Origin of the sequence: Amycolatopsis sp. lyj-109 (assembly GCF_046548995.1) — a bacterium.
Taxonomy (GTDB): Bacteria; Actinomycetota; Actinomycetes; order Mycobacteriales; family Pseudonocardiaceae; genus Amycolatopsis.
Map to the genome: position 1 here is coordinate 234,733 of NZ_JAJPWR010000009.1, position 24,621 is coordinate 259,353.

Annotated in this window: 27 protein-coding genes and 2 pseudogenes; 11 read left to right on the forward strand and 18 right to left on the reverse strand. The window is 68.9% G+C overall.

What is annotated here, in order from left to right:
- Nucleotides 1-207 carry a hypothetical protein gene (locus ACLJQF_RS22005; RefSeq protein ID WP_410611205.1) on the forward strand — a complete coding sequence of 69 codons (207 nt, stop codon included), beginning with the start codon at nucleotides 1-3 and terminating at the stop codon, nucleotides 205-207.
- Between the two features lie 1,094 nt (nucleotides 208-1,301).
- Here the strand turns inward: ACLJQF_RS22005 and ACLJQF_RS22010 are convergent.
- The gene (locus ACLJQF_RS22010) at nucleotides 1,302-2,699 is read right to left on the reverse strand and encodes an FAD-dependent monooxygenase (RefSeq protein WP_410611207.1); all 1,398 of its coding nucleotides are present in this window, start codon (nucleotides 2,697-2,699) and stop codon (nucleotides 1,302-1,304) included.
- A 351-nt stretch (nucleotides 2,700-3,050) separates the two neighbouring features.
- On the opposite strand from ACLJQF_RS22010, the gene ACLJQF_RS22015 reads away from it, so the two are divergent.
- The 6 genes from ACLJQF_RS22015 to ACLJQF_RS22040 all read left to right on the forward strand — a co-directional run bounded on the left by ACLJQF_RS22015 (nucleotide 3,051) and on the right by ACLJQF_RS22040 (nucleotide 9,161).
- Nucleotides 3,051-5,159, forward strand: coding sequence for a LuxR C-terminal-related transcriptional regulator (locus ACLJQF_RS22015; RefSeq protein WP_410611209.1), 2,109 nt, complete (start codon nucleotides 3,051-3,053; stop codon nucleotides 5,157-5,159).
- A gap of 66 nt (nucleotides 5,160-5,225) precedes the next feature.
- Complete coding sequence (locus tag ACLJQF_RS22020; protein ID WP_410611211.1) at nucleotides 5,226-5,444, forward strand: hypothetical protein; 219 nt, start codon at nucleotides 5,226-5,228, stop codon at nucleotides 5,442-5,444.
- A 393-nt stretch (nucleotides 5,445-5,837) separates the two neighbouring features.
- A complete protein-coding gene (locus ACLJQF_RS22025; protein ID WP_410611212.1) occupies nucleotides 5,838-7,061 on the forward strand; it encodes an Acg family FMN-binding oxidoreductase in 1,224 nt (407 codons plus the stop codon).
- Nucleotides 7,058-7,717 carry a hypothetical protein gene (locus ACLJQF_RS22030; RefSeq protein ID WP_410611213.1) on the forward strand — a complete coding sequence of 220 codons (660 nt, stop codon included), beginning with the start codon at nucleotides 7,058-7,060 and terminating at the stop codon, nucleotides 7,715-7,717. The genes ACLJQF_RS22025 and ACLJQF_RS22030 overlap by 4 nt, the downstream gene beginning before the upstream one ends.
- Nucleotides 7,714-8,487, forward strand: coding sequence for a CPBP family intramembrane glutamic endopeptidase (locus tag ACLJQF_RS22035; RefSeq protein ID WP_410611215.1), 774 nt, complete (start codon nucleotides 7,714-7,716; stop codon nucleotides 8,485-8,487). The genes ACLJQF_RS22030 and ACLJQF_RS22035 overlap by 4 nt, the downstream gene beginning before the upstream one ends.
- 11 nt (nucleotides 8,488-8,498) lie before the next feature.
- Nucleotides 8,499-9,161, forward strand: a complete 663-nt coding sequence (locus ACLJQF_RS22040; protein WP_410611216.1) for a hypothetical protein — start codon at nucleotides 8,499-8,501, stop codon at nucleotides 9,159-9,161.
- Between the two features lie 274 nt (nucleotides 9,162-9,435).
- Here ACLJQF_RS22040 and ACLJQF_RS22045 read toward each other — a convergent pair whose 3' ends face one another.
- Complete coding sequence (locus tag ACLJQF_RS22045) at nucleotides 9,436-10,005, reverse strand: hypothetical protein (protein WP_410611217.1); 570 nt, start codon at nucleotides 10,003-10,005, stop codon at nucleotides 9,436-9,438.
- A gap of 487 nt (nucleotides 10,006-10,492) precedes the next feature.
- Between ACLJQF_RS22045 and ACLJQF_RS22050 the strand changes: the two genes are divergently transcribed.
- Nucleotides 10,493-11,281 (forward strand): maleylpyruvate isomerase family mycothiol-dependent enzyme, encoded by a 789-nt coding sequence (locus ACLJQF_RS22050; protein ID WP_410611219.1) that lies wholly within the window; start codon nucleotides 10,493-10,495, stop codon nucleotides 11,279-11,281.
- Between the two features lie 204 nt (nucleotides 11,282-11,485).
- Here ACLJQF_RS22050 and ACLJQF_RS22055 read toward each other — a convergent pair whose 3' ends face one another.
- Nucleotides 11,486-12,247 (reverse strand): TSUP family transporter, encoded by a 762-nt coding sequence (locus ACLJQF_RS22055; protein ID WP_410611220.1) that lies wholly within the window; start codon nucleotides 12,245-12,247, stop codon nucleotides 11,486-11,488.
- Between the two features lie 188 nt (nucleotides 12,248-12,435).
- On the opposite strand from ACLJQF_RS22055, the gene ACLJQF_RS22060 reads away from it, so the two are divergent.
- Together ACLJQF_RS22060 and ACLJQF_RS22065 are read left to right on the forward strand one after the other, a co-directional pair.
- On the forward strand, nucleotides 12,436-12,660 hold the full coding sequence (locus ACLJQF_RS22060; protein ID WP_410611221.1) for a DUF6545 domain-containing protein: 225 nt from the start codon (nucleotides 12,436-12,438) through the stop codon (nucleotides 12,658-12,660).
- 59 nt (nucleotides 12,661-12,719) lie between these two features.
- Nucleotides 12,720-12,917: a hypothetical protein gene (locus ACLJQF_RS22065; protein ID WP_410611223.1), complete on the forward strand. Its 198-nt coding sequence runs from the start codon at nucleotides 12,720-12,722 to the stop codon at nucleotides 12,915-12,917.
- On the opposite strand, the gene ACLJQF_RS22070 is transcribed toward ACLJQF_RS22065, so the two are convergent.
- The 7 genes and pseudogenes from ACLJQF_RS22070 to ACLJQF_RS22100 all read right to left on the reverse strand — a co-directional run bounded on the left by ACLJQF_RS22070 (nucleotide 12,898) and on the right by ACLJQF_RS22100 (nucleotide 15,827).
- Nucleotides 12,898-13,218: a hypothetical protein gene (locus ACLJQF_RS22070; RefSeq protein ID WP_410611224.1), complete on the reverse strand. Its 321-nt coding sequence runs from the start codon at nucleotides 13,216-13,218 to the stop codon at nucleotides 12,898-12,900. The two genes, ACLJQF_RS22065 and ACLJQF_RS22070, sit on opposite strands and share 20 nt — an antisense overlap.
- Nucleotides 13,219-13,282: 64 nt before the next feature.
- Entirely contained in the window at nucleotides 13,283-13,420 is a 138-nt protein-coding gene (locus ACLJQF_RS22075) for a hypothetical protein (protein WP_410611226.1), read from the reverse strand.
- Nucleotides 13,395-13,544, reverse strand: a pseudogene (locus ACLJQF_RS22080) (23S rRNA (adenine(2503)-C(2))-methyltransferase RlmN); the annotation flags it as partial. The gene ACLJQF_RS22075 and the pseudogene ACLJQF_RS22080, both read right to left, overlap by 26 nt.
- 264 nt (nucleotides 13,545-13,808) lie before the next feature.
- Nucleotides 13,809-14,402, reverse strand: coding sequence for an AAA family ATPase (locus ACLJQF_RS22085; protein WP_410611228.1), 594 nt, complete (start codon nucleotides 14,400-14,402; stop codon nucleotides 13,809-13,811).
- Between the two features lie 102 nt (nucleotides 14,403-14,504).
- Nucleotides 14,505-14,873, reverse strand: a complete 369-nt coding sequence (locus ACLJQF_RS22090) for an MmcQ/YjbR family DNA-binding protein (RefSeq protein ID WP_410611229.1) — start codon at nucleotides 14,871-14,873, stop codon at nucleotides 14,505-14,507.
- Nucleotides 14,870-15,265: an MmcQ/YjbR family DNA-binding protein gene (locus tag ACLJQF_RS22095; RefSeq protein WP_410611231.1), complete on the reverse strand. Its 396-nt coding sequence runs from the start codon at nucleotides 15,263-15,265 to the stop codon at nucleotides 14,870-14,872. The genes ACLJQF_RS22090 and ACLJQF_RS22095 overlap by 4 nt, the downstream gene beginning before the upstream one ends.
- 94 nt (nucleotides 15,266-15,359) lie before the next feature.
- Complete coding sequence (locus ACLJQF_RS22100; protein WP_410611233.1) at nucleotides 15,360-15,827, reverse strand: cyclophilin-like fold protein; 468 nt, start codon at nucleotides 15,825-15,827, stop codon at nucleotides 15,360-15,362.
- Between the two features lie 53 nt (nucleotides 15,828-15,880).
- Here ACLJQF_RS22100 and ACLJQF_RS22105 point away from each other — a divergent pair, with 53 nt between their 5' ends.
- Complete coding sequence (locus ACLJQF_RS22105) at nucleotides 15,881-16,801, forward strand: helix-turn-helix domain-containing protein (protein WP_410611234.1); 921 nt, start codon at nucleotides 15,881-15,883, stop codon at nucleotides 16,799-16,801.
- 55 nt (nucleotides 16,802-16,856) lie between these two features.
- Here ACLJQF_RS22105 and ACLJQF_RS22110 read toward each other — a convergent pair whose 3' ends face one another.
- From ACLJQF_RS22110 to ACLJQF_RS22145, 8 genes and pseudogenes are all read right to left on the reverse strand, one after another.
- Nucleotides 16,857-17,861: an alpha/beta hydrolase fold domain-containing protein gene (locus ACLJQF_RS22110; RefSeq protein ID WP_410611235.1), complete on the reverse strand. Its 1,005-nt coding sequence runs from the start codon at nucleotides 17,859-17,861 to the stop codon at nucleotides 16,857-16,859.
- A 36-nt stretch (nucleotides 17,862-17,897) separates the two neighbouring features.
- Nucleotides 17,898-18,920 carry an alcohol dehydrogenase catalytic domain-containing protein gene (locus ACLJQF_RS22115; RefSeq protein WP_410611237.1) on the reverse strand — a complete coding sequence of 341 codons (1,023 nt, stop codon included), beginning with the start codon at nucleotides 18,918-18,920 and terminating at the stop codon, nucleotides 17,898-17,900.
- A 49-nt stretch (nucleotides 18,921-18,969) separates the two neighbouring features.
- Nucleotides 18,970-20,397, reverse strand: coding sequence for a carboxylesterase family protein (locus tag ACLJQF_RS22120; protein ID WP_410611239.1), 1,428 nt, complete (start codon nucleotides 20,395-20,397; stop codon nucleotides 18,970-18,972).
- Between the two features lie 256 nt (nucleotides 20,398-20,653).
- Entirely contained in the window at nucleotides 20,654-21,226 is a 573-nt protein-coding gene (locus ACLJQF_RS22125; protein WP_410611241.1) for a TetR/AcrR family transcriptional regulator, read from the reverse strand.
- Nucleotides 21,223-21,492, reverse strand: a pseudogene (locus ACLJQF_RS22130) (hypothetical protein); the annotation flags it as partial. The gene ACLJQF_RS22125 and the pseudogene ACLJQF_RS22130, both read right to left, overlap by 4 nt.
- A gap of 621 nt (nucleotides 21,493-22,113) precedes the next feature.
- Nucleotides 22,114-22,752, reverse strand: coding sequence for a TetR/AcrR family transcriptional regulator (locus tag ACLJQF_RS22135; RefSeq protein ID WP_410611243.1), 639 nt, complete (start codon nucleotides 22,750-22,752; stop codon nucleotides 22,114-22,116).
- Between the two features lie 76 nt (nucleotides 22,753-22,828).
- A complete protein-coding gene (locus ACLJQF_RS22140) occupies nucleotides 22,829-23,842 on the reverse strand; it encodes a hypothetical protein (protein ID WP_410611244.1) in 1,014 nt (337 codons plus the stop codon).
- Between the two features lie 15 nt (nucleotides 23,843-23,857).
- Nucleotides 23,858-24,349: a hypothetical protein gene (locus ACLJQF_RS22145; protein ID WP_410611245.1), complete on the reverse strand. Its 492-nt coding sequence runs from the start codon at nucleotides 24,347-24,349 to the stop codon at nucleotides 23,858-23,860.
- Nucleotides 24,350-24,621: the final 272 nt, after the last annotated feature.

Below are 24,621 nucleotides of genomic sequence, written 5' to 3' on the forward strand. Positions count from 1 at the left end.
GTGCGTGCGCTGGTGAAGCGAGCTGCGAACGTGGCCAGCGTGCTGGCCATCATCTGGGGTGCCTGTTTTCTGATGACCTTGCCGTTCGGTGTCAGTGATCTCGGGTTTTCCCTGATCTTTGCGACTGTGCTGACGGCGGCGATCGTCGTTCTCGTCGGTGTCGGAAAGCTGTTCAAGCGAGGCTGGGACGCGCTGAAGGGGCGGTAAGCAGCCATTGGGCGTTCGCCGTCGAACGCCTTGAATCGGGCAGGGGTGCCGGGGTATGCCCTGCCCGATTCATCTCGCTTGGCGTCCGGCGTGACCGCGAGGACGCCGAGCAGTGCGGCGAGACTCAGTGAGCGCCGGGAAGCACCTCGCGGATAGGCGGGCTAACGCCGAAACAGCTGGTGGATGAGCGCGCGATGGCGAATCAGCGATTCGCCGTAGCGGGTCGCCGACTGGGAGTTCCAGATTGCGACGTGCAAGAGCGGTCACTCTGCGCTACAGTGAGTGCATGATCTCCCCAAACACGGGAGATATCCCACGTATGGGGGTTCAAGTCTCGGACACAGTATTACCCCACGGATCGCGAAATGTGATCTCGAGGCTGGGTGATCGTAGCTCAGCTCGAATCGATTCCTTGCAGTCGCCATCCCGTGCTGTAGCAGAGGATGTGCATTCCTGAGTCTCTTAGCGCTGTGGCAACGCGTGAGCTTCGTGCGTTGTCGGGCGCGAGCATGACTCGCCGACCACGATCGCATCGATCGTCTTCTATGATCCGGCCAACCCGGCCGTCAGCCGTGCAGCATGCGGCCGTTGCCCCCACGGGATGCCACGCGAGGTGCCGGCATCGAAGTAAGTCTCGACGATCTGGCCATGCCCGGCGATTAGTTGGTCAGCCATGTCTCGCTGCCCTGCGATAACACGCGATCTTGATTTCGGGTGGTTGAGGTACGGCCATGGAACGCGAACCCGCAATCCACTGGTGTGTTCGGCCGGGGGGGATAGGAGGGAGGGGCTTTAGCGGTGTTCATCCACTGGGTGAGCAAGTCCACGGTCTCCGCAGAGGACGGCGCCGACTCCGAAGGTAGTCGAGGTGGGATCACGTTGGACGGATGCACCGGTCGCGAGTGCATGACTCGTGGAGCGGTACAGCGGACTGACCGTACCAGCGGCTTCGTCACCGGGCACCCGTACCGGACGTCTGCCCTCCGGTACGGGTTCGATGCGAGTTGCCTGCCCGCGCTGTGGCGTATGTGGACAAGTGGCACAGCGTCTGGTCGACCTGCTGGTGGTGTGACCGTCGGAGCGCAGAGTGTGGTCTAGCTTGAAAGCCCGTTCTGCCGGAGGGCTGTGTGGAGGGTTGATGCGTCGCCCTGCCAGGCGATGTGGGCATCGGGTCGGACCAGCGTCCACGGTGTGGTGGCGTCCGCGGGCGCGGCCAGCGTCACGCGGTCGTATGCGCCGTCGAGCGCGGGTTTGGCGTCGTCGGGCGCGACCAGGACGAACTTGCCGTCGCGGAGGGTCTCGTACAGGCGCCGGGAGTCGCGCAGAGGCAGGTCCTGCGCTCTCGGCGCTGCGGGGTAGTCGATCCCGATGCCGGAGATGGTGCCGGCGGCCTTGCGCGCCACGGGTGGGAGGCGCAGTGCGGCGCTGCCGAGGATGTCGCGGGCCAGCCGGCCGGCGCGGGACTTGATCTTCGCCATCCGGATGATGGTGCCGCTGCTGCGCAGGACGAGCCGGCCGACCGGGTGTCGCTCAGTCTGGTAGGTGTCGAGGAGTGCGTCCGGTGCCTGGCCACGGACCACGGCGGCGAGTTTCCAGCCGAGGTTGGCGGCATCCTGCAGGCCGGTGTTCATGCCTTGACCGCCGGCCGGGGAGTGCACGTGGGCCGCGTCGCCGGCCAGGAGCACGCGTCCCACCCGGTAGTGCGGGACCTGGCGCTCGTCGCTGTGGAAGCGGGAGGTCCAGCGCGCCTCCTGGAGGCCGAAGTCGGTGCCCAGCGCCCGGCGGGTCACGGCGCGGATCTCCTCGAGTGTCACCGGCGCGGTGTCGGGGACCTGGTGGCGGCGGTCCCAGGCGAAGATGCGGTGCCATCCGTCGCCGAACGGTGCCACGAAGGCGAACGCGTCGCCGACCGCGTTGACGGCGAGTACGTCCTCGGGGGGTTGGGCCAGCCGTACGTCGGCGAGCATGATCGAGGTGAGCACCGATTTTCCCGGGAAGGGCAGCCCCAGCGCGTCCCGCACGACGCTGTGCACACCGTCGGCGCCGACCGCGTAGTCCGCTCGGAGAACGCCATCGGCGAGGGTCAGTTCCACCCCGTCGGCGTTCTCATGCAGGGCGGCGACCTGAGCGTCTCGCGCGATGCGAGCTCCGGCCGCGGTGGCTCTCCGTTCCAGCAGTCGTTCCACGTTGTACTGGGGAGTGATCAGCAGGAACGGGAACCTGGTCGAGAGCCGGGTGAGGTCGATGTGGATGCGCTCGAACAGGCGCAGGCGCTCGACCCGCGCGCCGAGGGTGAGCAGTTCGTCGGCCAGGCCCCGGGCGTCGAGGTGTTCCAGCGTGCGGGCGTGCACGCCGAAGGCTCGGGTCAGGGTGGAGTCGGTGCTGCGTCGTTCGAGCACGGTCACGTCGACGCCGGCTTGCGCGAGGTCGCCGGCGAGCAGTAGCCCGGTGGGTCCGGCGCCGACGATCGCGACAGTGGTCTGTTTCGTCATTTCCCATCACATCCTTGAGGTCACGACGCGGGCTGGGACCCGCTGTGCGTTCGGCTTTGAGCGTGTCGGCGGCCATCGCGCTTTCCTGTTCGCCGGCCGGATATGACAGGAGAATCGCGGGTCAGGGGGTGCCCGCGCACCACCCCGCGGCAGGGTGTACCCGGGGTGTCCCGGCTGGCAGAATGACCATGGAGTCGCGGCGCCGGGCCGCCGGTCGGGAGCGTCATGACGTCGGACAGACCGGCGAGGCCACTGCTCACCGTGAAGCACGCGATTCCGCCACCCCGGCCGGGCATGGTCGCGCGAGAGAGGCTGGTGCGGCAGCTCTGCCGGGCCGAGACCCGGCTGACCGTGGTGGTGGCGCCCGCCGGCTGGGGCAAGACCACCCTCTTGAGCCGCTGGGCGGCCGACCCCGACGAGCAACGCCGCATCGCATGGGTCTCCCTGGACGAAGGCGACGACGAGCCGGTCCGTTTCTGGACGTACGTACTCACCGCGCTGCACGGCACCGGCGACGAGATCAGCGCGGCTGCGCTGCAGGCGCTGGACGGCGTCGGGATCTCCGCGGTCGACGTGGCGCTGCCCGTGCTGCTGAACGAGCTCGGCACGTCCTCCGTGCGGCATGTCCTGGTACTGGACGACTACCACGTGCTCGCCGATCCCCGGATCCACGAGGCCGTCGAGTATCTCGTGACGTACCTGCCCCCCTCGTTGCGGCTGGTGATCGCCGGACGGGTGGATCCGCCACTGCCGATCGCGCGACTCCGGGCCCGCGGCGAACTCACCGAGCTTCGCGCGGCGCAGTTGCGGTTCCGCCCGGACGAGGCGGCTGCCCTGGTGTCGAAGGTGGCTGGCCACGATCTCGACCATGCGGCGGCGTCGGCAGTGTGGGAACGCACCGAAGGATGGGCCGCCGGTCTGCAACTGGCCGCTCTCGCCCTGCGCGCCGACCCGGCGAGGGTCCACGCCGACGAGCGGCACCTGCTGGACTATTTCGCCACCGAGGTCCTGCCTGGGCTCGCCCCGAGCCAGCGCGATCTGCTCACACGCTGCGCCCCGCTGGAACGGCTCTCCGGCCCGCTGTGCGATGCCGCACTCCAGGTGGACGGCTCCGCCCTGGTACTCGACCAGTTGGTGCGCGCGGACCTGTTCGTCGCCGCCCTGGACGAGGAGCAGCGCTGGTACCGATGCCACCACCTGCTCCGCGACGCCATGGCGCGCGAGGCGACTACGGATTCGCGGGATGTCCTGGACCGGGCCGCGGCCTGGTTCACCACTCAGGACCACATCGACGACGCCGTGCGCCATCTGCTGCGTGCCGGCCGCGACACCGCCGCCGCGGACCTGATGGTGCGCAACGCCGAGGCATGGTTCTTCGAACGCGGAGCGGCGGCCACCTACGTTCGGCTGGGCGATGAACTGACCCGTACCGCGGTGAGCCCGGTGCTGGCCTACTCGCTGGCTTTCGCGGCGGCCCTCTGTGGTGAGCAGGCCGGGGTGAACCACTGGCTGGACGCCGCCGAGGAGGCCATCACCCCGGACACCGCCATGCCCGGCTGGCACAGCTTCCGTGCCGCCGTGCTCACCGTGCGCGCGGGTTTCGGCCTGTCGGATGCCGAGGCCGCGCAATCCGTCGCCCTGGCCCGGCAGGCTCTCGAACTGGAAACCGACGGCGGCGCCACCGCGCACCCGCACATACCCGCGACACTCGGCGCCGTGCTGGCCCGCGATGGCCGTTTCGACGAGGCAGCGTCCGTTCAGCTCGACGTGTGGCAGCGCCGCCACCACGACTCCTGGCGGCCGTGGACCGTGATCGCCGTGGCCGGCACACTGGCGGTCAGCCTGGTCGAAGCTGGCCGCGGCGAAGAGTGCGATCGGGTGCTGCGCGAAGCCGGTCCGATAGCCGAAGCCGCCGAGCGCGACGGCCGGGAGGCGAGCGCCCCCGGATTGGCCGCGCTACGCATTGCCGCGGGCCGCCGCAGCTACCTCAACGGCTACGTGGAGAAGGCGGCCGTACTGCTGCGCCGCTCGGTCGCCGTCGCCGAACTCCACCCGCGACCCACGACCCTGTTCCTCGGCCTGCTGTATCTCGCCGACGCGGAACTCGCCTCCGGCAACCGGCCCGCTGCCCGCGACGCCCTGGCACGGGCTCGCGAGGTCGTGGAGGAGGAACCGGTGAGTGCCTTCGCGGTCAAGCACCTTGAGCAAGCCGAAACGCGGTTGGGCCGGGCCGGCACCCGCACCGCCGTACGCTCGGGCGCGCTGGCGGAGGAACTGACCGATCGCGAACTGTCGATTCTGCGGGCATTGCAAGGCACGGCGACGCAGCGGGAGATCGGGTCAGCGCTGTTCCTGTCGATCAACACGGTCAAGGCGTACAACAAGAGCCTCTACCGGAAGCTTGGTGTCGCCTCCCGGCACGACGCGGTCAGGGCCGCGCGGGACCTCGGCCTGATCTGAGCACCCCGGGTGCTTTCCGCGGGTGGGTGATGCACGGGTACCCGGCCGGCGGGTTCGCTGCACGGCATGGCCACCACCCGGCACGAGCTGAGGTTGCGCGCACCGATCGCTCACACGGTTCTGGACGTGATCCGGGCCAGGTTCGACCGGGTGTCGACGCCCGGCCCGGACGGCACCGTACTGATCGTCGGGAACCTCGATCAGGCATCGGTACGCGCGCTGCTCACGCTGCTCTGGGACACCGGCCACGAGGTGCTCGCCTTCGAGGAGACGAGCCATGAGTGACCACCAGCGGCGTTCCGACCGAAAGGCAGGAAGATCATGAAGCAGTCCGATCGCGCCGACGTCCCCCTCACCGCAGGAACGGCAGCTGGGCGACCGCGGAGCCTGTGGCGCCTCCCGACGATCGCAACACTGGCCACCGCGGGACTCATCGTCTTGTCCATTGTTCTGGACGGCGGCAATGAACGCGCCCGTGACCTTGCCCTGCTCGTCGGCGCGCCGACGCTCTACCTCCTGCTCCCTGCCACGGTGGCCTGCCTCGTCGTCGCGCTGATCCGCCAGATCCGCGACAGACGCACCCCGGGTGTATCCGGCCGACGGGTGGTGCGCCGCTACCCAGATGCTGACGAGTCTGCTGTCGGCACACCCGCCTCTTTTCGCAACTGGAGGTTCACCATGCAGACCGTTCCGACCGATGTGGTTGCGGCGATCGAGTCAAATGGTGCCGGCCAAAAGCCCCGATGGAGTCGTCGACGCCTGCTGAGGGCGCTCGGGATCGGCGGGGCCACCGTGGTGGTGGCGGGCACCGGCGCGCTCAGCTACCGCGTCTACGACACCGCCGCGCTGAGCCCGGGACGTGGCGACGCCTACGACCCGTGGCAGCACTGGCGGGACACGCCTGGGCTTCCCGGCGCGGTCGCGGCGGCGGTACTGGCGGCCAGCCCGCACAACACCCAGCCGTGGGCGTTCGGGATCCGCGCCGACGCCGTCGACGTGTTCATCGACCCCACGCGTGGCACCGGCACGGTCGACGGTTTCCGCCGGGAGCAGTACATCGGCATCGGGTGCGCGCTCGAGAACCTCGTCCTGGCCTGCCGAGCACGCGGGCTGCTCCCTGAGGTGACGTTGCTGCCCGACGGCCCGACCGGTCCGCGAATGGCCGAGGTCACCGTCCGGGCGGGCGCACCGGCACCCGGCCCGCTGTACGACGCGATCGGCGATCGGCACACGAACCGCGGGCCCTTCAAGGCGACGCCGATCGCACCGGCGACACTGGCCGGGCTGGTCGACTCCAGCGGGATATCCGGGCTGGACGTCCGCTGGACCGTCGACCCGGCCCCCCGCGCGGCGCTGAGCCGGCTGCTCATCGACGCCGCGAAGGCGCTCTGTGACGACGAGCAGCAGTCGCGGGACAACTTCGCCTGGTTTCGCGGCAGCAACGACGAGATCCAGCGCCATCGCGACGGACTGACCCTGGGCGGTCAGGGGTTCAGCCCGTTGGTGCTCGCGATCTCCAAGCTGCTGCCCGCGTCGTCGCGCGCGCAAGGTGATCAGTTCTGGCTCGAGCAGACGACCACGGTGCACACGGCGACCGCCGCGGCGTACGGCGTGATCACGACGCGAACGCCCGACGACCGGGCCACCCAGCTCACCGCCGGCCGGCTGCTGGAGCGCATCCACCTCACCGCGACCAGCCGCGGCATCGCCCTGCACCACATGAACCAGATCACCGAGCGGATCGACCGTGAAGCCGGCACCGGCCGTGTGCCCACCTTCGCACCGCGGTTCGCCGAACTGCTGCCACCTGGGGAACACCCGCTGCTGACCTTCCGGGTCGGCTACCCCGTCCGCGAGGCAGCCCGCAGCCCACGCCGCGCCGCCGCACAGGTCACCCGATGAACGCCCGGACGGTCCGGCGTCACCGGCTCACGGCCGGCCTCGGCCTGGCCGGGGGCCTGCTCGGCGTCGTCGCCGGAGTGACCCAGGCGACCGTGGGCGACCAGATCCCGCAGTGGACCGGGGCCAAGCAGGCGCCGGTCGCCCTGGGCCTGCTCACGGTGGCGTTGTCACTGGTTGCCGGGATGGCCGCAGGCCGGCAGCACCGCGCCGATCTCTCCGTCGGCGCCCGCGCCGCATGTGCACTCGCGCTGGCCGGCCCGGGGCTGCTGTGCCTCAGCACGGTCGGTCGGCTGTGGTTCCCGTCAGCAGGGTTGCTGATCGTCGCCGGGGTCCTGACCATCGACAGCTGGCGCGACACGGCCGCCGCACTGTCCGCCAATTGGATGCGCGTCCTGCTCGGCGCCCTCGGTGTATGTGAGCTGGTGATGTCGGCCGGCGCCGCACCTGCGCCGATGGTGGCCGGCGCCCTCGGCGGAGCGGCGCTGGTCGCCGCGGCCTGGATGCACCACCGACCCCGGTGGCAGAGCTGGGTGCTGGTCGCCATCGGAACCGTCCCGTTCGCCGCCCTCGCCTGGACGTCGATCGTGCCCTTGCTGGTCACCGTCGAGGCGTTCGCCGTCGCCGCGGCGATCCCCGCTCGGGGGCGGACGACATGAGCACGCCCACGGGTCGAGTGGCCACGGTGCCCTTCCTCCTCGGCTTCCTGGCCCTGTACGCCGTGCTGGTCGGCCTCGCCGAGCTCGATGCCACCGGTCGCTACGGCATCGGCATCCTGACAGCCGTTGCGCTGATGGCGATCGCGGTCGAGTGGCGGCTCGACCGAACCGGACCACTCAGCGCGTTGCGAGGCCTCGGTCTGGGCCGGCCCGACGGCCGGGCCGTGCTCATTGCTGTCGGCGTGGCGGTCCTCATCCAGGGCGTGTACCCGCTGGTCGGCTTCATCACCGGCGCCACCCTCACGCTGAAACCCGGATGGCCATGGCTGCTGCTGGGCATCTTCGCCTTCCACGGCCTCGCCGAGGAACTCGTGTGGCGCGGCTACGCCTTCGGCCGGCTGCGCCGGGGACGCTCGTTCGCCAAGGCCGTAGCCGCGACGATGCCGCTGGTGGCCGCCACCCACCTGCCCGTGATCGTCACCTCGGGGCTCACCGTCGGAGTGGCCGCCATGCTGGTCGCCGCGATCACTTCGCTGCCGCTGGCCCACCTGTTCGAAAAGGGCCGGAACACCCTCTGGGCGCCCGCCATCGTCCACACAGGAATCGACACCTTCAAGCTCGTCACCATCCCCGACGAGGCACGCCAGGTCTTCTCCCTCACCCTCGCCGCCGTCAGCCTGACCATCCCGCTGCTGGCGCTCGCCTACCGCGCCCGTCCACGCCCGAACCCGACGGCCACACCCACCCAGCAACCCAGCGCCAACTCGTAAGGAGCATCGACATGACCGACCGCGATCAGACCAGCCAGACCGTGACTGTTTCGCAGGCTGCCGCCCGGCGACGGCCCGAACGGGTCACCGCAGTCGTCGTCGCGCTGCTGGTGATCGGCTTCTCCACCTGGGTCCTGCTGACCCTGCCGATCCCGGCCGCCGGCATCCTCACGGTGGCCTCGGTGGCCGCGTGGGTGGCCTGGATGAAGACCACCTACGCCTACCCCGTCCGCACTCGCAAAGTGATCGCCACCTACCTGTGCGCCATCGCTTTCCAGTTCATCCACATGTCCGAGGAGTACCTCGGCGGGTTCCCGCACGAGTTCGTCGAACTCTTCCACTCTCCCCGCCAGTGGACCGAGAAGGCGTTCCTGCTCACCTTCGTGTTCGGGTTCGGCGCGCTGTGGGTGCTGGCCGCGGCTGGGGCGCTCTACCAACTCCGGATCGCCAACTACATGCTGTGGTTCTACGCCCTGGGCGCCGGTCTGATCAACGCCATCTCCCACTTTGCCTTCCCCATCATCAAGGGTGGCTACTTCCCAGGTGTCTACACCGCCGGCGGCCATCTCATCATGAGCGTGCTGCTGGTCTACTTCCTCGTGCAGGAATCCCAGCGGCTGCGCGCCGAGTCGCACAGGGGGGTCAAGGCCGCGCCGGACCTCACCGGCCTATAGGGGCCGCAGCGTTGAGGACCTCGGCGAGGAACGACGGGCATCCGGCCCGAATCAACCCGGCTCGGAGCGGCAGCTGAGCCCATTTGGCGTACGTTCCCGGGTCGAGGCCTTTCGCGACGTCGTTCAAGCACACGCAGAGACCGTGTGACCGGTAGCGGACCGGGTGGTACCACGGGACCTTGTCGATGGCGCGATTGGCCCAGCCGGGTGTAGAAGCCGTTCTCGTCGAAGACGTAGGTCACGACGTCGCGGGCGATGTTCGAAGGATTCCGGGTCAGCGATTCTTTGGCGCGTTGACGGCGTTTGTTTTTCCGGTCGGGTTTCGGTTTGACTTCACGCGGCGTCGGCGTGGGCGGAAAGGTTGCCTCAGCTGGCGGGTGGCGTGTACTGCGAACTCGTTGGAGAGGAGGCCAGCCCGGCCGATGGACTTCGACAGGTCCTCACCCAAACGCAGGGGTGACAGGTGTCGGCGCTCTAGTCCCGAGCTTCGGCGCCGGTAGACGACGAGCAGCAGGATCAGGCCGGTGACGCTCAGGGCGTGGGTCGAGATCCGCCCGGTGATCGACAGGCCGCGGAAGAGGTCGCTCACCGAGGCGACGCCGAGCACGACGGTCAAGCCGCAGTAGAACGGCAGCCAGACACTCGACAGCCGGGGGTAAAGGGCCACGCACAGCAACCCGGCGCCCAGCGCGAGATTCCAGGAAACACCGGCGAAGCCCGGCTGGACGGGGTGCGTCATCCCGGGCATGGCCACCATGTCGGCGTGCGGGTCGGCCGACAGGAACAGCGCTCCGAACCCGAGCCCGGCCTGCACGAGGGCGATGAGCGCGAGGGCGGACCGCACTAGCCACCTCTGGGCTGCGGGCCGCCGGGTGTCCTCCGCGAGCAGTGTCGTCACACTGGGGACACGGCTCCCGGGCGGGATCGGTTGAAAGTGATCCCGAACCGCGGCGTCGGACGGCCTGACTCAGTCGCTGACGCGCGACCGCGGCTTCGACACCTCCACGGTCACCTCGGTACCGTTTCGCTGCCGAAAATGGCCGCTGTACTGCAGCGCGGCCAGGTCGACGTCGTCACCGGCAGCAACCTGGACTTCCGGTGACCGGCTACGCCGTCATCCGGTGTGGCGGTGGATTCTCAACCCCAAGTCGACTGCTTGCAGCCGGCGGCCCGAGGAACAGGCCCCCACGCGAGCCGGACGATGATCGGCGATCAGGTCGGAGGCACTGCTCCAGCCGGTTGGCCAGGGCAGGTCGATTCCCGCTACCGCCGTTCGACGCATAGCCGAGAGAGCCGCACCACCGGCCACCGAGAAACCGAGGACGAACCCCATGACCAACCTGAACCCCGAACGCGCCCGGCAAGCGATCGTCGAGCACACCCGGCGCCTGGCGGAAGCAGCCACCGCGGCCGGACCCGGTGCCACTGTGCCGACGACCCCGAAGTGGACCGCCGCCGACCTGGTCGCGCACCTCGGACAGACGCAGCACTGGGTCGCAGAGATCATCGAGCACCGCATCACCGAACCGGCCCAGCTGCCCACGGCGCTCGCCGCCGTCCCCGCCAATCCGGACAAGTGGCAAGGGTGGCTTTCGGCGTCCGCGCAGCGGGTCGCCGACGCGTGTTCCGATGACGCGCTCGACGCCCCGGTGTTCAACGCCGCAGGGGACGAGCGTTCCGGCACGCAGTTCTGGCTGACCACCATGCTGAACGAGGCCGTCGTGCACGGCTTCGACGCCGTCGACGCGGCGGGCCGTCCGGCCGGCATCGACGCTGACGTCGCCGCCGCGCTCATCACCAACCACTTCTCGATGCTGACCTCGCCCACGTGGGAGATGCAGCGCCCGGAGTCCGCGCATGCCCTCCGGGGCACCGGCCAGACCCTGCAGTGGCTGGCCACCGACGGCGCGGGCGCTTGGTTCGTCAAGCGCGGCCCCGAGGGAGCAACGTGGCAGCCCGGGAACCGGGTGGCTGATGTGACCGTGACCGGTCCGGCCGGATCGCTGCTGCTGACGTTGACCCGCCGGCTCCCTCTTGACGACGACGCCACCATCAGCGTCGACGGCGATACCGACCTGGCCCGGCACTGGCTCGACAACACCGCCCACGTCAGCGGCTGACCACCACGAAACTACAGCGCGGATCCCTGGGACGCTCGTCCCCTGCAGCCGGCTTGATGGGGCGTCGCCGACGAGCTGGTGAGCTGCGGCGCTTCCGCCGAACATCGGATGCGACAGCTGTCTGTTCCAGGTGTTCCTCCTCGGTATCCGGCGAACCCCGCCGGTCTGGCTGCCCGGGCCGTCTTGGACATCCGGGTGTGGTGCTCAGCCGCGGGTGAAGTACAGGACGGTCATGGTGATGGCGGTGGTCAGTACGACGCCGCGGAGTGCGCGGGTCGACAGCCGGCGTGCGATCCGCGCACCGGCGAACCCACCTGCGGTCGCGCCGGCGAGCATCGAGCCGACCGGTATCGGTGGTGGCGGACGTCCGATGCGATCAGGAAGAACAATGCCGCGACGGCGTAGATGGCCGTGAGCTGGGTGACCCGGGTCGGGCTCCCGGCGGCGGGGGTCCATCCCGAGTCCGACGCTCCAGAACGCCAGCATCATGATCCCGACCGCGCCGCCGAAGTAGCCACTGTACACGCCGAGCACAATCTGTCCGATCAGGACGGTGCGAGCGCTCTGGTTGACCGGGTGGCCGATCGACTTCGTGAGCAACCGGGACAGCGTCCGGCCAAAGGCCAGCACCAGGTGGCGAACGCCAGCAGCCACGGTACGGCTGCGCTGAACGCCTTCAACGGCAGGAGCAGTAGCAGCTCGGCGCCGAGGATGCCACCAAGCACGCTCGCGGTTGTCAGCAGCCGTCGTGGACGTCGGGCCGACGCGGACCAGTTGTCCACGGAAGGTCCACGCGCTGGCGAGTGCGCCAGGCAGCAGTGCCACCGTGGTCGACGCATTCGCCACCACGGGTGGGAGGCCCGCTGCGACCAGTGCGGGCAGGGCGACGAAGGTGCCGCCACCGCCCGCCGCGTTCAGAGCACCCGCCACGAATCCCACCAGGAACAGGCCGACCGTCACCAGCATCGGCCCAGCATGGGACGGATCGTGGTGGCGGACAACGGATGACGTCGGTGGCCGGCTGCACAGCGGACGGCGTTCCGGGCGGTGGTTCGCACGGCCTCGGCGTTGACCAGCGAGTTCGCCCGGGTTGATCTGTCCGAGAGCTGAATCCCAGCAAAAAGAACTCCTGGACCGAGCGTTGGCGGGGACGAATGCTCGGATTCCCGAGCGCGATCCTGCTGGTGGTCGGCCTGTCGTACCCGGGCGTCGCCACCCGCCTCGCGGCGGCGTGCGTGTGGTGGCAGCACTTGCGCACGTACCACCGCTCACGTCCATTGCGGACAAATCTGCACGAGGCCTTCCCGGAGGACGCCGTGAGCCGGACCCCCTCGGGCCGCCGGGACACGTTGAGCGTGCTGGGCGTCCACCGCCGGTAGTACCGGCGGGTCATCAGTGCCGTGATGGACTGGTCCGGGTCAGCCCGTACGTCGCCCGCTTGGACGGCCCGCTGCCGGACCGGCTGACGGAGGCGTTGCGCGCGCACGCCCGGCGTGAGAAGGTCTCGGAGGAGCCGATGCCGATAGCGATCCCGGACGGCGGCAGCCTGGACGACGACGCCCGTGAGCTGGTGGCATTGTCCGAGTCCCTTGCGAGGACCGCGCCCTCGTCCCCGCTCAGCCGCAGGGCACGGTGAGCTCCATGTCGTTGGCGGTGTAGGTGTTGATCGCCGTACCGCTGCACTGGTACTGCACGAAGCCCTTGCCACTGGCCACGACCTGCGCGGAACCGTCGGTCAGCCGCGAAATCGAGACGGGAAACAGGATAGTGGGCCCGAGCGGGAAGTAGGAATACTTATTGACCGCGGTCAGCGAGGTCCCGCTGAAGGTGAAGGTCCGGGTCGGGCCACCGACGGCGTGCGCGGGAGCAACCCCGGCACCGGTCAGCGAAACGACCCCGACGGCGATCACGGCATACCGAGCCATCCGATGCGACATGACTACCGTTCTAACACCTCGGCCGGGACGTGTCTGCCGCCATTCGTGCCGGTCAGCGGTCAAGTCAAGGAGTGAGCGCAGCGCCGCACATATCCACCAGCTTCAACGATTCCGCAGCCGGATCCAGCAGGCTGGACGCATACATCACGACGATTTCTTCATAACGGGAACGAATCTCAGCGCTCGACAGCAAGCTGCCCACAGGCGGCGGCGCTCTCCTGGCCGCGCGTGTCACGCACCGTGCACGCCAAGCCCTTGGCATCGACCAGTCGCATGAACTCCCGCTCCACCGGCTTCGACGACTCGTCCCGCTTGCTACCTATCGTTCACCGGCACCAGCGTGTCCGCAGCTCAGCCTCCTGTGAAGGGACCGAACCTGGGGGGTTCCAGAAATCGGTTCACGCGTCCGACCTGCGGAAACAGGTGCGTGACGGGCGGGGCATGATTGGCAGCCGTGACGCTGCGTCTGCTCTACCTGATCTTCCTCCGGCTGTTGAGCCTCCTGGTGTTACGCGGTCGCTCGTCGGCGTCCAAGGACATCGAGTTGCTGGTGCTTCGCCATGAGGTTGCTGTGCTGCGAGCCATCGCGATCAGGCTCGGCGGGCGTCGTCGTCCAGGGACAGCCGGTGGCCGGTGAGCTGCTCGGCGCGGTCGAGCAGCGTGGACAGCGCCGCTTCGTCGAGGCGTGCGAGGACGAGGACCTGGGTGCGGGAGAGGAGGGCGCCGTTGAGTTCGAAGCTCGGGTTCTCGGTGGTGGCGCCGATCAGGGTGATCGTGCCGTCTTCGACGTAGGGCAGGAAGCTGTCCTGCTGGCCGCGGTTGAAGCGGTGGATTTCGTCGACGAACAGCAGGGTGCCCTGGCCGATGTCCCGCCGTTTTCGTGCGGTGGTGAAGACTTTCCGCAGGTCGGCGACGCCGGAGAAGGCGGCCGACACCGGTTCGAAGGTCAGGTTGCTGGCGTCCGCGAGGAGCCGGGCGATGGTCGTTTTCCCGACGCCGGGCGGCCCCCACAGGACGGCGGAGCCGAGTCGCTGCTGGGCGACCATGCAGCCCAGCGGGGCGTCCGGGGCCAGGAGGTGGTCCTGCCCGACGACATCGTCCAGCCGCGTGGGGCGCAGGCGGTCGGCAAGGGGCCGCGCGGGCTCCGCGTCGAAGAGCGGCAGGGTCGGTTCGGTCGGTTCCATCGGACTCTCGGATCGGAGGCGGGGAGTGTGCGGGCGTGACGAGCGTTGCACGGGGCCCGGATGAGCGTGGGGCTCAGCGGGCGGCGGGGACGCTCGCGGCGCTCATCGAGCCTTGGGGCGGTCGCGTCGTGGCAGTTGCTCGACGACCAGGTCATAGGAGTTCTCGACCGCGTCGGTGACCAGTCGCTGGGTGATGCCGGGGCCCGGTCCCAGCGAGATCCAGTGCCGTTTGTCGAGATAACGGCCCGGCGTGATCGTGGCGTGGCTGCGTTCTTGTGCGCGGGCGTGTTCGGGTTCGCACTTGACCGTGATGATCGGGTCGTCCGGGTCGTCGGTGACGATCAGGAACACCTTGCCCGCCACCTTGTACACGTCCAGGTGCTCGGTGAAGGGGTAACCGTGGTCCGTCCCGGGTAGCGCGAGGGCCGTGGCGCGCGCGGTGTCGTGGAGCCGGTCGCCGGCGGCACTCACCGGGCCGCCCGTGTGCTGCTGCCGTAGGTGTGCGGGTCGACGGGCTGTTCGGCCTTGGGCAGGCCGGCGATGACGAGCAGGTAGGAGTCGGTGACGAGGTCCTCGACCAGCTTGTAGTCGACGCCTTCCCCGGCCTCCAGGGTGATCCAGTGCTTCTTGTTCATGTGGTAGCCGGGGGTGATGTGGTTGTTGTGCTCTCGCAGGGCGAGGGCCTCGCCGGGGTCCGCCTTGAGGATCACGACGGGGCGCCCCGGAACGTCGGTTATCAGCATGAACACCTTGCCGCGCACTTTGAAGACTTCCCAGTCGGGGCCGAAGGGATGCTCCAGCCGGGCTCCGGGCAGTTCCTCCGCGCGGTCGGCGGCGGTCTTCTGCAGGGTGGTTCCGTTCATGGGTGACGGGCCTTCTCGGAGGGGCGGGTGGCTGCGGACACGTGATGATCGGTACGCGCCGCCAGCCTGGGTGGACAGGCGGACCGGCCGGGCTTCAGTCGACGGCCTCGATGGTGACCTCGACCGTGTCGTCGTACTTCTTGAAGACATCGGCCCCCGAGCCGATCTCGCCGAGGATGACGATGCCGGGGTCGGGAATGGACTCGCCGTCGTGGTCGTAGAAGACAGCGATGTCGGGACCGGGTGACCAGTAGCCGATGGTGCCGATCTCGTAGCTGGACTGCGGCTCACCACCCGCAGCGAGAGACTGCGGCAGGTGACCGTATTTCTCGCGCTGGAAAAGGTCGTTCATGGGCAGCTTGAGCGGCAGCAGCGTGGCGAAGTCATGCGCCGTCGCGTTGTCGGCGAGGGTTGCGTCGAGGGCGGTGTCTGCGGTGGTCAGTCGGATTTTCATGGGTGCCGTGCTCTCTGGGGTGTTGTCGGTGCGGTCGCCGGCCGGCCGCCATGGGATTGCAGTGGCGGCGTAGGCCGCGGAGGCGCGACACTCCGGTCGCGGCGGCACGTCCCATCCTTCCCGCGAATCCGATCAAGAGGGCTGTAGGCTGCGGACACGTGATGGTCGACAAGCGACACGCTGGTCGGGATGAACCGGTCGCGGTTCGGCTGTACGGTTTCCAGCCGCCGGTCGGCACGCCGTACGGCCTCGAGGTGATCACCGTCGAGGACTTCTTCGCCCAGCACGACGCCTGGCCGTGGAACCCGCCCCGTCCGGGCCGTGCCACCTTCCACTACCTCATCCTGGTCACCGAGGGTGAGCTGTGGCACGACGTCGACCACGTCACGCGGACCGTTGCCCCCGGCCAGTGGCTGTGGGTGCGTCCCGGGCACGCGCAGTGCTGGCATCTGCCCGGTGCGGCCCGCGGCCCGTTCATCCTGTTCGAGCCGGACGTGCTGACGCCCGCCACCGCCCGCCTGCTGGCCCCGCTCACCGCGCACGACGCCCCCGCCGTGCTGAGCCCGCACCCCGACGACGTCCGCTGGCTCGAGCAGACGGCGTTCCAGCTCCTGGACGAACACCGCGCGCTCGGGCGCCGCCCGCTCGACGTCCACCACGCCCTGCGCCGCAGCCTGCTCGAATCGCTGCTGCTGCGCCTGGCCAACGCCTCCGGCCTCACACCCGCCGACACGACACGCGGTCCCGCCCGCGCCGACACCTACGGACGGTTCGTGGACGCCCTGGAACTGCACTTCCGCGAGCTGCACCGGGCCGCGGACTACGCCGAGCTGCTCGGCTGCTCGGTCCGCACCCTCAGCCGCGCCGTCCAGGACGCCACCGGCCACGGCGTGCGTGAGCTCATCAACGAGCGGCGGCTGCTCGAAGCCCGGCGCCTGCTGGGAGCCGCCCGGTGGGACGCCCGGGCCGTGGCCGTCCATCTCGGTTTCACCGATCCCGCGAACTTCGGCCGCTTCTTCCGCGACCGCACCGGTCTCACCCCGGCCGCCTTCGCGGCGCGCGAAGCGGGGATTCACCCGTGAGCAGGCGACCCGCGCACCCCTGACTGACCGCGCCCCGAGCCTCGAAGTCCGGTGATCAAGCCTGGAGAGCCCGTCGGATGAACTCCTCTCGGGTCGCATTGGCGGCGCGCGACACAGCCGCATCACCCGCCGCCATGTCGAACGAGTGGAAGCCGCCGCCCCACATGTGGAAATCGACGCTCACGCCCGCCTCGGACAGGCGGCCGGCGTAGCTCAGGATCTCGTCGCGGAACCCCTCCGCCGAGCCGGTGTCGATGTAGGTGCGCGGCAGCCGGCTCAGGTCCTCGGCGCGGGCCGGCGCGGCGTACTGCGACACATCCGGGCCGCCGCGCCGCTCGCCCAGCACGGAGGTCCACGCGTACAGGTTGCTGTAGCGGTCCCACACTCCTTCGCGGTCAACCATGCGACTGCTGTGCGTCTCGAAGCGGTCGTCGAGCATGGGGCAGATCAGAATCTGGTGGCTGAGTTCGGGAAAGGCGCGGTCGCGGGCGAGCAGCGCGGCCCCCGCCGCGAGGCCGCCCCCGCCGCTGACTCCGGCGATCAGGAGCCGCTCGGGGTCGATACCGAGCTCGGCCGCGCTCTTCGCCATCCACACCAGCCCCGCGTAACAGTCCTCGACCGGCGCGGGGTCGGGGTGGTCCGGCGCCAGCCGGTACTCGACCGACACGACGACCGCCCGCCCCTCGATCACATGGAGCAGGAGGTGGTTCACGTGGTCCCGGCGGCCTCCCATGATCATTCCGCCACCGTGGAGGCTGAGGATGCCTCCCTTGGGGCCTCGGTCCTCAACCGGGCTGAGGATCAGCACAGTGATGTCCGGCTCGCCTTCCGGGCCGGGTATCTGGCGCTCCTCCACGCGCACTCTGCCGCCTGCGGTCAGAGCGTCCGAATCCAACTCGGGGGAATACTCGGCGATCTGCCGTCGGATCTCCGGCAGGGTCTCATCCGACAGGGCCGGAAAAACAGCGCCCCGCGCCTCCTCGACCGGCGCGAGCTCCGGGTCCAACGGAGGCCGGGTGGTCAAGGCACCGAAAAAGTCTGCTGCTGTCTGGTCTGTCATCTGTTCTTTCCTTCGGAAACGACGGGGAGCGACTTCTCAGTCGTCCAGGACGACGACGTGCTTGCCCGGCGTGGTGCCGGACTCGACGTCGGCCTGGGCGTCACGGATCTGCTCCAGACCGTGGTAGACCTTCGCGACCGGGACTGTGAGGCGCCCTGCGGCGATGGCCTGGAGCTGGTGGGCGAAGACATCGGCCGGGAGGTCGGCGGCCTCACCGCCGTAGGAGGTCAGCCGCACCCCGGTGGGGATCATGAACGGGGTGAAATCGGGGATCGTCCACTGGCCCGCCAGTGCTCCGGTGAAGCAGACCGTGCCGTGCCGGCGGACGGCGCGCAGGGTGTCGGCGAGGACCGAGCAGCCCACCAGCTCCAGTGCGGCGTCGACACCGCCCGGCACCAGCTCCTTCACCTGGTCCGCGAGGGTGCCGTTGTCGACGAGGGGATGGTCGACGCCCGCGGCCCGCAGTTCCCCGGCCCGCTCCGGGCTGCGGGTCGTGGACAGCACGGTGGCCCCGAGGTCCTTCGCGATCGTGGCCGCGCTCAGCCCGACCGTCGAGGTGCCGCCACGAATCAGCAGCGTCTGCCCCGCCTGCAGGCCGAGGCCGGCAGTGAGGGAGCCGTAGGCGGTCTGGAACATCTCCGGCAGCGCACCGACGACCTCCCACGGCAGGCCGGTCTCGAACGGGATGACCTGCTCCGCGGGGACGGTCACGTACTGGGCGTACGCGCCGTCGTACGAGCGGCCCATGCCGCCCATCATCGTGGCCACCTGCTGTCCCGGCCGCAGCCCGCTGTCCGCGTCGGCCTCATCGACCACGCCGACGCCCTCGATGCCGGGCACGCGCGGGTAGGTGACCACCGCGTCCGACTCGCCCTTGCGGGTGGTGACCTCGGACTCGTTGACGCCGAACGCCTTCACCCTGATCCGCACCCAGCCAGGCTTACGTACCGGCACCGGCACATCCTTGATCTCCAGCGCGTCGAGGCCGCCGGGCCGGGTGACGACGACGGCCCGCATCGTCGCCGGTGCGGCGTCGCCGGCTGCTGTCGATGGGTTCATGCCGAACTCCTTGCTCTGTTCGTCCCCGGGCTGTGTCCAGGTGATCGCGTCAGGGGCGATCGATGTTCGCCCAGAGGTCGAGTGCCGCCTGATAGTGGGCGGCGGCCTCGAAGGGCGGGTTGCCAACGCTTTCCGCGGTGGGCCGGTCGGTGACGGCGGCCCACAGCCGGGTCTGCTCGCTGGTGGCGAAGTCGAGCACGATGTCGCGGATCCGCGTGTCACGCTCGGCCTGATCCGCGCTGCGGCCCGGCTGGTCCTGGCCGACCAGGGCATACATCTCGGTGCCGTGAACGGCGGGTGCACCCTCGGCCGGCCCGATCAGGAGGAGATGGGCGTTGCCGCCCGCAGCGGCGTGGGCCAGGGCGCCACGGGCCGCGGGGAGCGCGAAGAGGTAGTCCGCCATGACCGCGGCACGGACCTCGGCTGGGGTACGGCCGTCCTGGTCGTAGGTGCCGATGATCTTCTGCGCGCGGGAGCGGGGAATGCGCCACCCCGCGACTTCGTCGGTGACGCGGTCGAGCGTGTGCGGGTCGAACCGGTCGAGGTCGTTCGCCACCCACCAGCCCATGTCGTCGCTGGCCATGCTCAGCAGCACGTCGACATCGCGGTGCGAACCCGAGGCCAGGACGTCCATGGGATGGGCGTGCACCGCCGCGCCGGGTTGTCCGGCGTCCAGGACGACGCCGGTGGCCTGGTTGTCCACCCCGCCGCGGACGCCGAGGTCCGTCGGGCAGACCTTGCGCAGGGCGGCCACCAGGGAGGGCGCGTCGAGGTCGATCAGCTTGTCGGGGTTGTCCGCGACGCCGAGTTCGGTGACGAACCGGTGAGCGAGCTCCTCCGCCCACCAGGGTGGGACGATCCGAGCGGGCCCACCGGAGAATCCCGCCAGCCGCCGGTACAGGCCGTCCGCGGAGGACGCGCCGAGCAGCCCGAAGGTGGAGTAGGCGCCGGCGCTGTGGCCGAAGACGGTGACGTTGTCGGGGTCGCCGCCGAAGTGGGTGATGTTCTGCTTGATCCAGGTGAGCGCGGCGATGATGTCCTGCAGGCCGAGGTTGCTGGCCTCGGCGAGCCGCCCGCCGTACTGCGAGAGCGAGACCGCACCCAGCGCACCGAGCCGGTAGTTGACCGACACGCTCACCACGCGCCCCGACGCGGCGAGACCAGAGGCGTTCGAGGTGATCTGCGTGTTCGCGCCGAACTCGAATCCGCCGCCGTGGATGTACACGGCAACCGGAAGCGCCTTCCCGGCCGGCTGCTCGGGAGCCCACACGTTCAGGTTCAGGCAGTCCTCGCCGGTCCCGCTGTCGGCTTCGAGCCAGTCACCGGTGTCGGGCTGGACGGGGGCGACGCCCTTGCGGTCGTAGGGGCGGTCCGGATCGAAATCCGCGAGCACGGGGCGGCGGTATCGCTCGGCGGTGGCGAACGGGATTCCCCACCAGGACCGCACCCCTGGTGCAGTGGGTGCTGTGGCGGTCATGACGTGTCCTTCCGGCGCGGTTCAGGTGTTCCCGCGGCGTGTCGGCGGCTGGTTGCTTGTTCTCGATCATTTCCCGAGATTCGACACATCGCCCGGTGAGCAGCGGTCACCTGGTGGTCATCTGGTGACACTCTTCGCGCTGCTCCTCGTCTTCTCGTGGTCCGAGCTCGGTCGGTTCACCCGTTCGAGCCGGCCTGACCGGGCCGCGCATCGGGTATTCGGGCGGAGAACCGGATTTCTCGGTGACGGATTCCCTTCAAGGTTTCTTGCCCATCCCGCGCCAGAGCAGATCGGTCAGCGCGACGGTCTGCTCCCGCCAGTCCTCCCCGGGGTTGAGGTAGAGCAGCCCGGCCAGCCCCCGCAGGACTGTCTCCGGGTTCAGGTCGTCGCGGACGGTCCCCGCCTCGGCGTTCGCCTTCAGCAGGGTCGAGACCGCGCCGGCCACCGCGCGGGAGGTGCTCGCGGGCAGCCCCTCGCGGGCGGATGTCTCGACGCGCAGGGCGTCGGCCAGGCCGCGCTTGGTCATCACGTAGTGCGCGAGGTGGTCGGTGGTCCAGATCCGGAATGCTGCTTCGGGCGGGTGCGCGGCGAGCAGCTGTGGCACGACGTCCACCAGGTGCCGGACTTCGCGCTGGTAGGCCGCCACGATGAGCGCTTCGGGAGTCGGGAAGTGGCGGTAGACCGTACCGACCCCGACCCCGGCCTGCTTCGCGATGGCGTTGAACGACAGCTCGGCCGAGCCAGACAGTAATTCCGCCGCCACGGCGAGGATGCGTTCGTGGTTGCGCCGGGTGTCCGCCCGCCGTGGGCTGACCGATCCCGTCGTCATCGTGCCTCCGGTCGTCGAGGGAGCTGGAATAGCTCCAGGGGTGCGGAGCGGGGTGTTCGCCCCGCGACTTCGTCGGTGGTGCGGTCGACGGTGTGCGGGTCGAACCGGTACTGCGAGAGCGAGACGGCACGCAGCGCGCCGAGCTGGTAGTTGACCGACACGCTCAGCACACGCCCCGAGGCGGCGAGAACGGCGGCGTTCGAGGTGATCTGCGTGTTCGCGCCGTACTCGAATCCGCCGCCGTGGATGTACACGGCCGCTGGGAGCGCCTTTCCCGCCGGCTGGGAGGGCTGGTTACTCGCTCGCGATCATCTCCCGGGATTCGACACATCGCCCCGCGAACAGCGGTCACCTGGTGGTCACCAGGTGACACTTCTCTGCCCCTCTTCTTCTCGTAGCCCGAACTCGGTTGACAGCGTTGAACTGGCGGTCGCGGCACGTGCGGCCGAGAGCTACTCGAAGATGGTCTTCACGGTCACGCGGCGGTCTCGATCGCCGCGGCGGAGTGGGTCGTGGTCATCGATCCGGTGGGCGGTTCATCTGCGGAAGCCGCGTTGCGGGCGTTGCCTTCGGGCGGTCGGTTCTGCGTGGTCCGGGGTTCGCTTCCGGCAAGATTCCCAGGTTGCCGCCAATATCGTCCTGCTCCGCAACACAGTGTGATCGGCGTGGACGGGGCGACTGGGTGCGCGCTGATGGGGGAACGACAGCAGGTCGGGACCTGCTGACCGACGTCTTGGGTCGGATCCGTGCGGGAACGATCAACCCGCCCCTGCCGGAGCCTGTTCCGTTCACCGGCGCCGACCAGCTCCTGCGCCGCTTCGCTGAGCGACGCGCCACTCGATCGACCGTCCGACCGAGTGAAAGGTCGTGAACTCGTAGTCCGGGGTTCAGGATCGGGCGAGATAGCGGGTGAGCATGAGTTCGACGGCTTCGTCCACGACTGTGCTGTCGACGGGGTCGGGCGGGACGAAGTCGGTCCGGACGAACTGTTCGGCCACGGCGGACGCCGGCTGTGTCTGGCCGTCGGTCGAACGGAAGACGAGGGTGCCGGCGTGCGCTTCGGCCTCCAGGTAGTCGCGGAGCCGCTCGAAGAAGGGCCCGCGATCGATGGCGAAGCCGGTGCCGACGCTGTCGGCGAGTTCCGGCATCTGCGGAAGTTCGGTGACGATGAGGCGGCACAGCGCCGCCGTGCCGGGCCGCGAGAGCAGGCAGGCGTAGTCGCGGCCGATGTGGGTCAGCCCGTACCGGGGATCGCCTGGCGCGGGCGGCTCGGCGTACTGCACGTCCAGCTGCCACTGCTCGGCGGTGACAGCTGCGAACAGCGCGGCCTTGGTGGGGTATCGCTTGAACAAGGTTCCGGTGGAGACGCAGGCCTCCTTGGCGATCTGGGCCAGGGAGGCCTTGTCGTAGCCCCGGGCGAGGAAGAGGTCGCGGGCGGCGCGGATGATGCGGGCGCGGTTCTCCGCTTTGATCTGCGCGTGATACCCCACCTGGCACGTGCCGTCACCAGCTTCCGCTGCCGTCACACCCGCGCCCCCTTTCCCGTCTCCCGGACAGGCCCTCGCAGGTCAGAGCATGGTCTGGCCTCCGTCCAGGATAAGGTCACTGAAGCCCGTTGGTAGAGAGCTTCTCGTGGAGGAGTTCGCGGAACAGGCCAAGTGCTGGCATGGCACCTACGTCTTCCTCCCCGTCCTTGAGGAACCAGTGGGAAAATTCCTCGGTCGTGATGCCGCACCGAGTGGCCGCTTCGGCGAGTTCCCCGCGAGTATCAGCCATGAACTTCGCGTATGTCCGTCGTCGCTTCAGTTCCCTCTCGCTCGGATTGTGAAAGAGAAAATCAGCGAATTCCTGGAAGTGCGTTGCCCAGCGGGGTACTGGGTTCATCATTACGTGGTCGTCGTCCAGCATGGTGTCAACGATGCCGCCGATACATCGAATCGCGTGGACAGCCCACCGCGCTTCCGCCGGCAGGTCCGGAGTCACCTCTCGCAAACCAGTCTCGTGGTCTGAATGCACGGCGTTGGGCTCGAGCGTGACCGCTGCCGGAGGGAGGAGGCAGCGACTGCGGAATCGGGTCATCATGGCTTGCTGAAGCTCGAAGCGACGAAGATCCAGTGGGTCGCGGAGCTGCCAGCCGGCGGAGAGTTGCAGGATCGTCAGTGCGCGCCAGTACCGCTGCTCCAGGTCGACCTGCTTGCACGTCTCAGCCATGTGCGCCGAGGACATCGGTAGCACGACTTGCCGGTCGGACGCTAACGCGATGAGCCGTTTCGCGGCGGCTCGCTCCCGCTCGTTGCTCACGCGGTCTGGCGAGTGCCGCGCTTTGGCAAGCGTGCTCCAGTGGTTCTGGTCGAGGTAGATCGTGGGGCGTCCGTTCACCGGGGAAAGATTGTCTGGTTGAGGCAGTTCGACGACGACGTTGTGACCACGTGTGGTTTGAAGGTGCAGTAGTCGCGAGTGGGGGTGATGCGTGGACGAGGCAATGGCACTGGTGGATTCGAACACCTCGCGTCCGATGGCGGCTGTCACGACTTGGCCGTCCTTGAAGACGATCGACATCGTTCCGTCCCGATCGAGTCGCATCGCCGAGATCCGGTCGAAGAGCGACGAACTCACGGGACTTCGACCCTTTCAGCCTGATCTACGAGGTGTGCAACGTAGCTCAACGTTGCCAGCATCTCGAGCGGCTCGCGCGGGTTCGGATCTGGCCACCCCGGATGGGAGACGAGCAGCAGCTCCCCAGATGATCGGATGCAGCTCGGAGGCCGACAAGCGCGGGCCGACGGGGCCGACGATCTCGGCCAGTTCCTCACGCTGGGTCAGAATAGCGATCGCCTCGACTATCGCGATGCGGGCTCGGGTGAACGGGTGCCCGCCAGCCATTCCTTCTTCGTGCTCGGCCACTTTGGCTGCAAGGCTCGCCTCGCCCATTGCCGCGATCACGTCCTGCGCGAGCTTCGTTCGTGCCCGGACCTTGTCAACGAGTTTGTCGACTTGTGAATCAATTTCAGGTTGCTCTTGATATGGGGGACGGTTTCCCCGTCGGCGGTTGTACAGGTCTCCCCACGTGTCGATGAGTTCTAGGACCTCGTCGAGGCGTTCATGGGCGAGAGCATCGTTCATAGCGGAAACCGTACCTTGGGTCACCGACAATTCCGGGCCACGAAGGTCGAAGGCGACATGTCATCACTACGGGCTACTCGAACCTGAACTCGTTCGCAAGCGTGGTTACGATCGCGGAGCGCGGTGCTTTGCTGGTGGCCTGCGTGCTGATCGTTGTGGCGTAAATGACGTACACCCGGTCCTCGAATCTCAGCGCCTCGGCCATGTGCTGGTCGACGACCGCTGGAAGATGATCGCCCCGATCCAGGGAACGGCAGTACCTCCCACGGTCG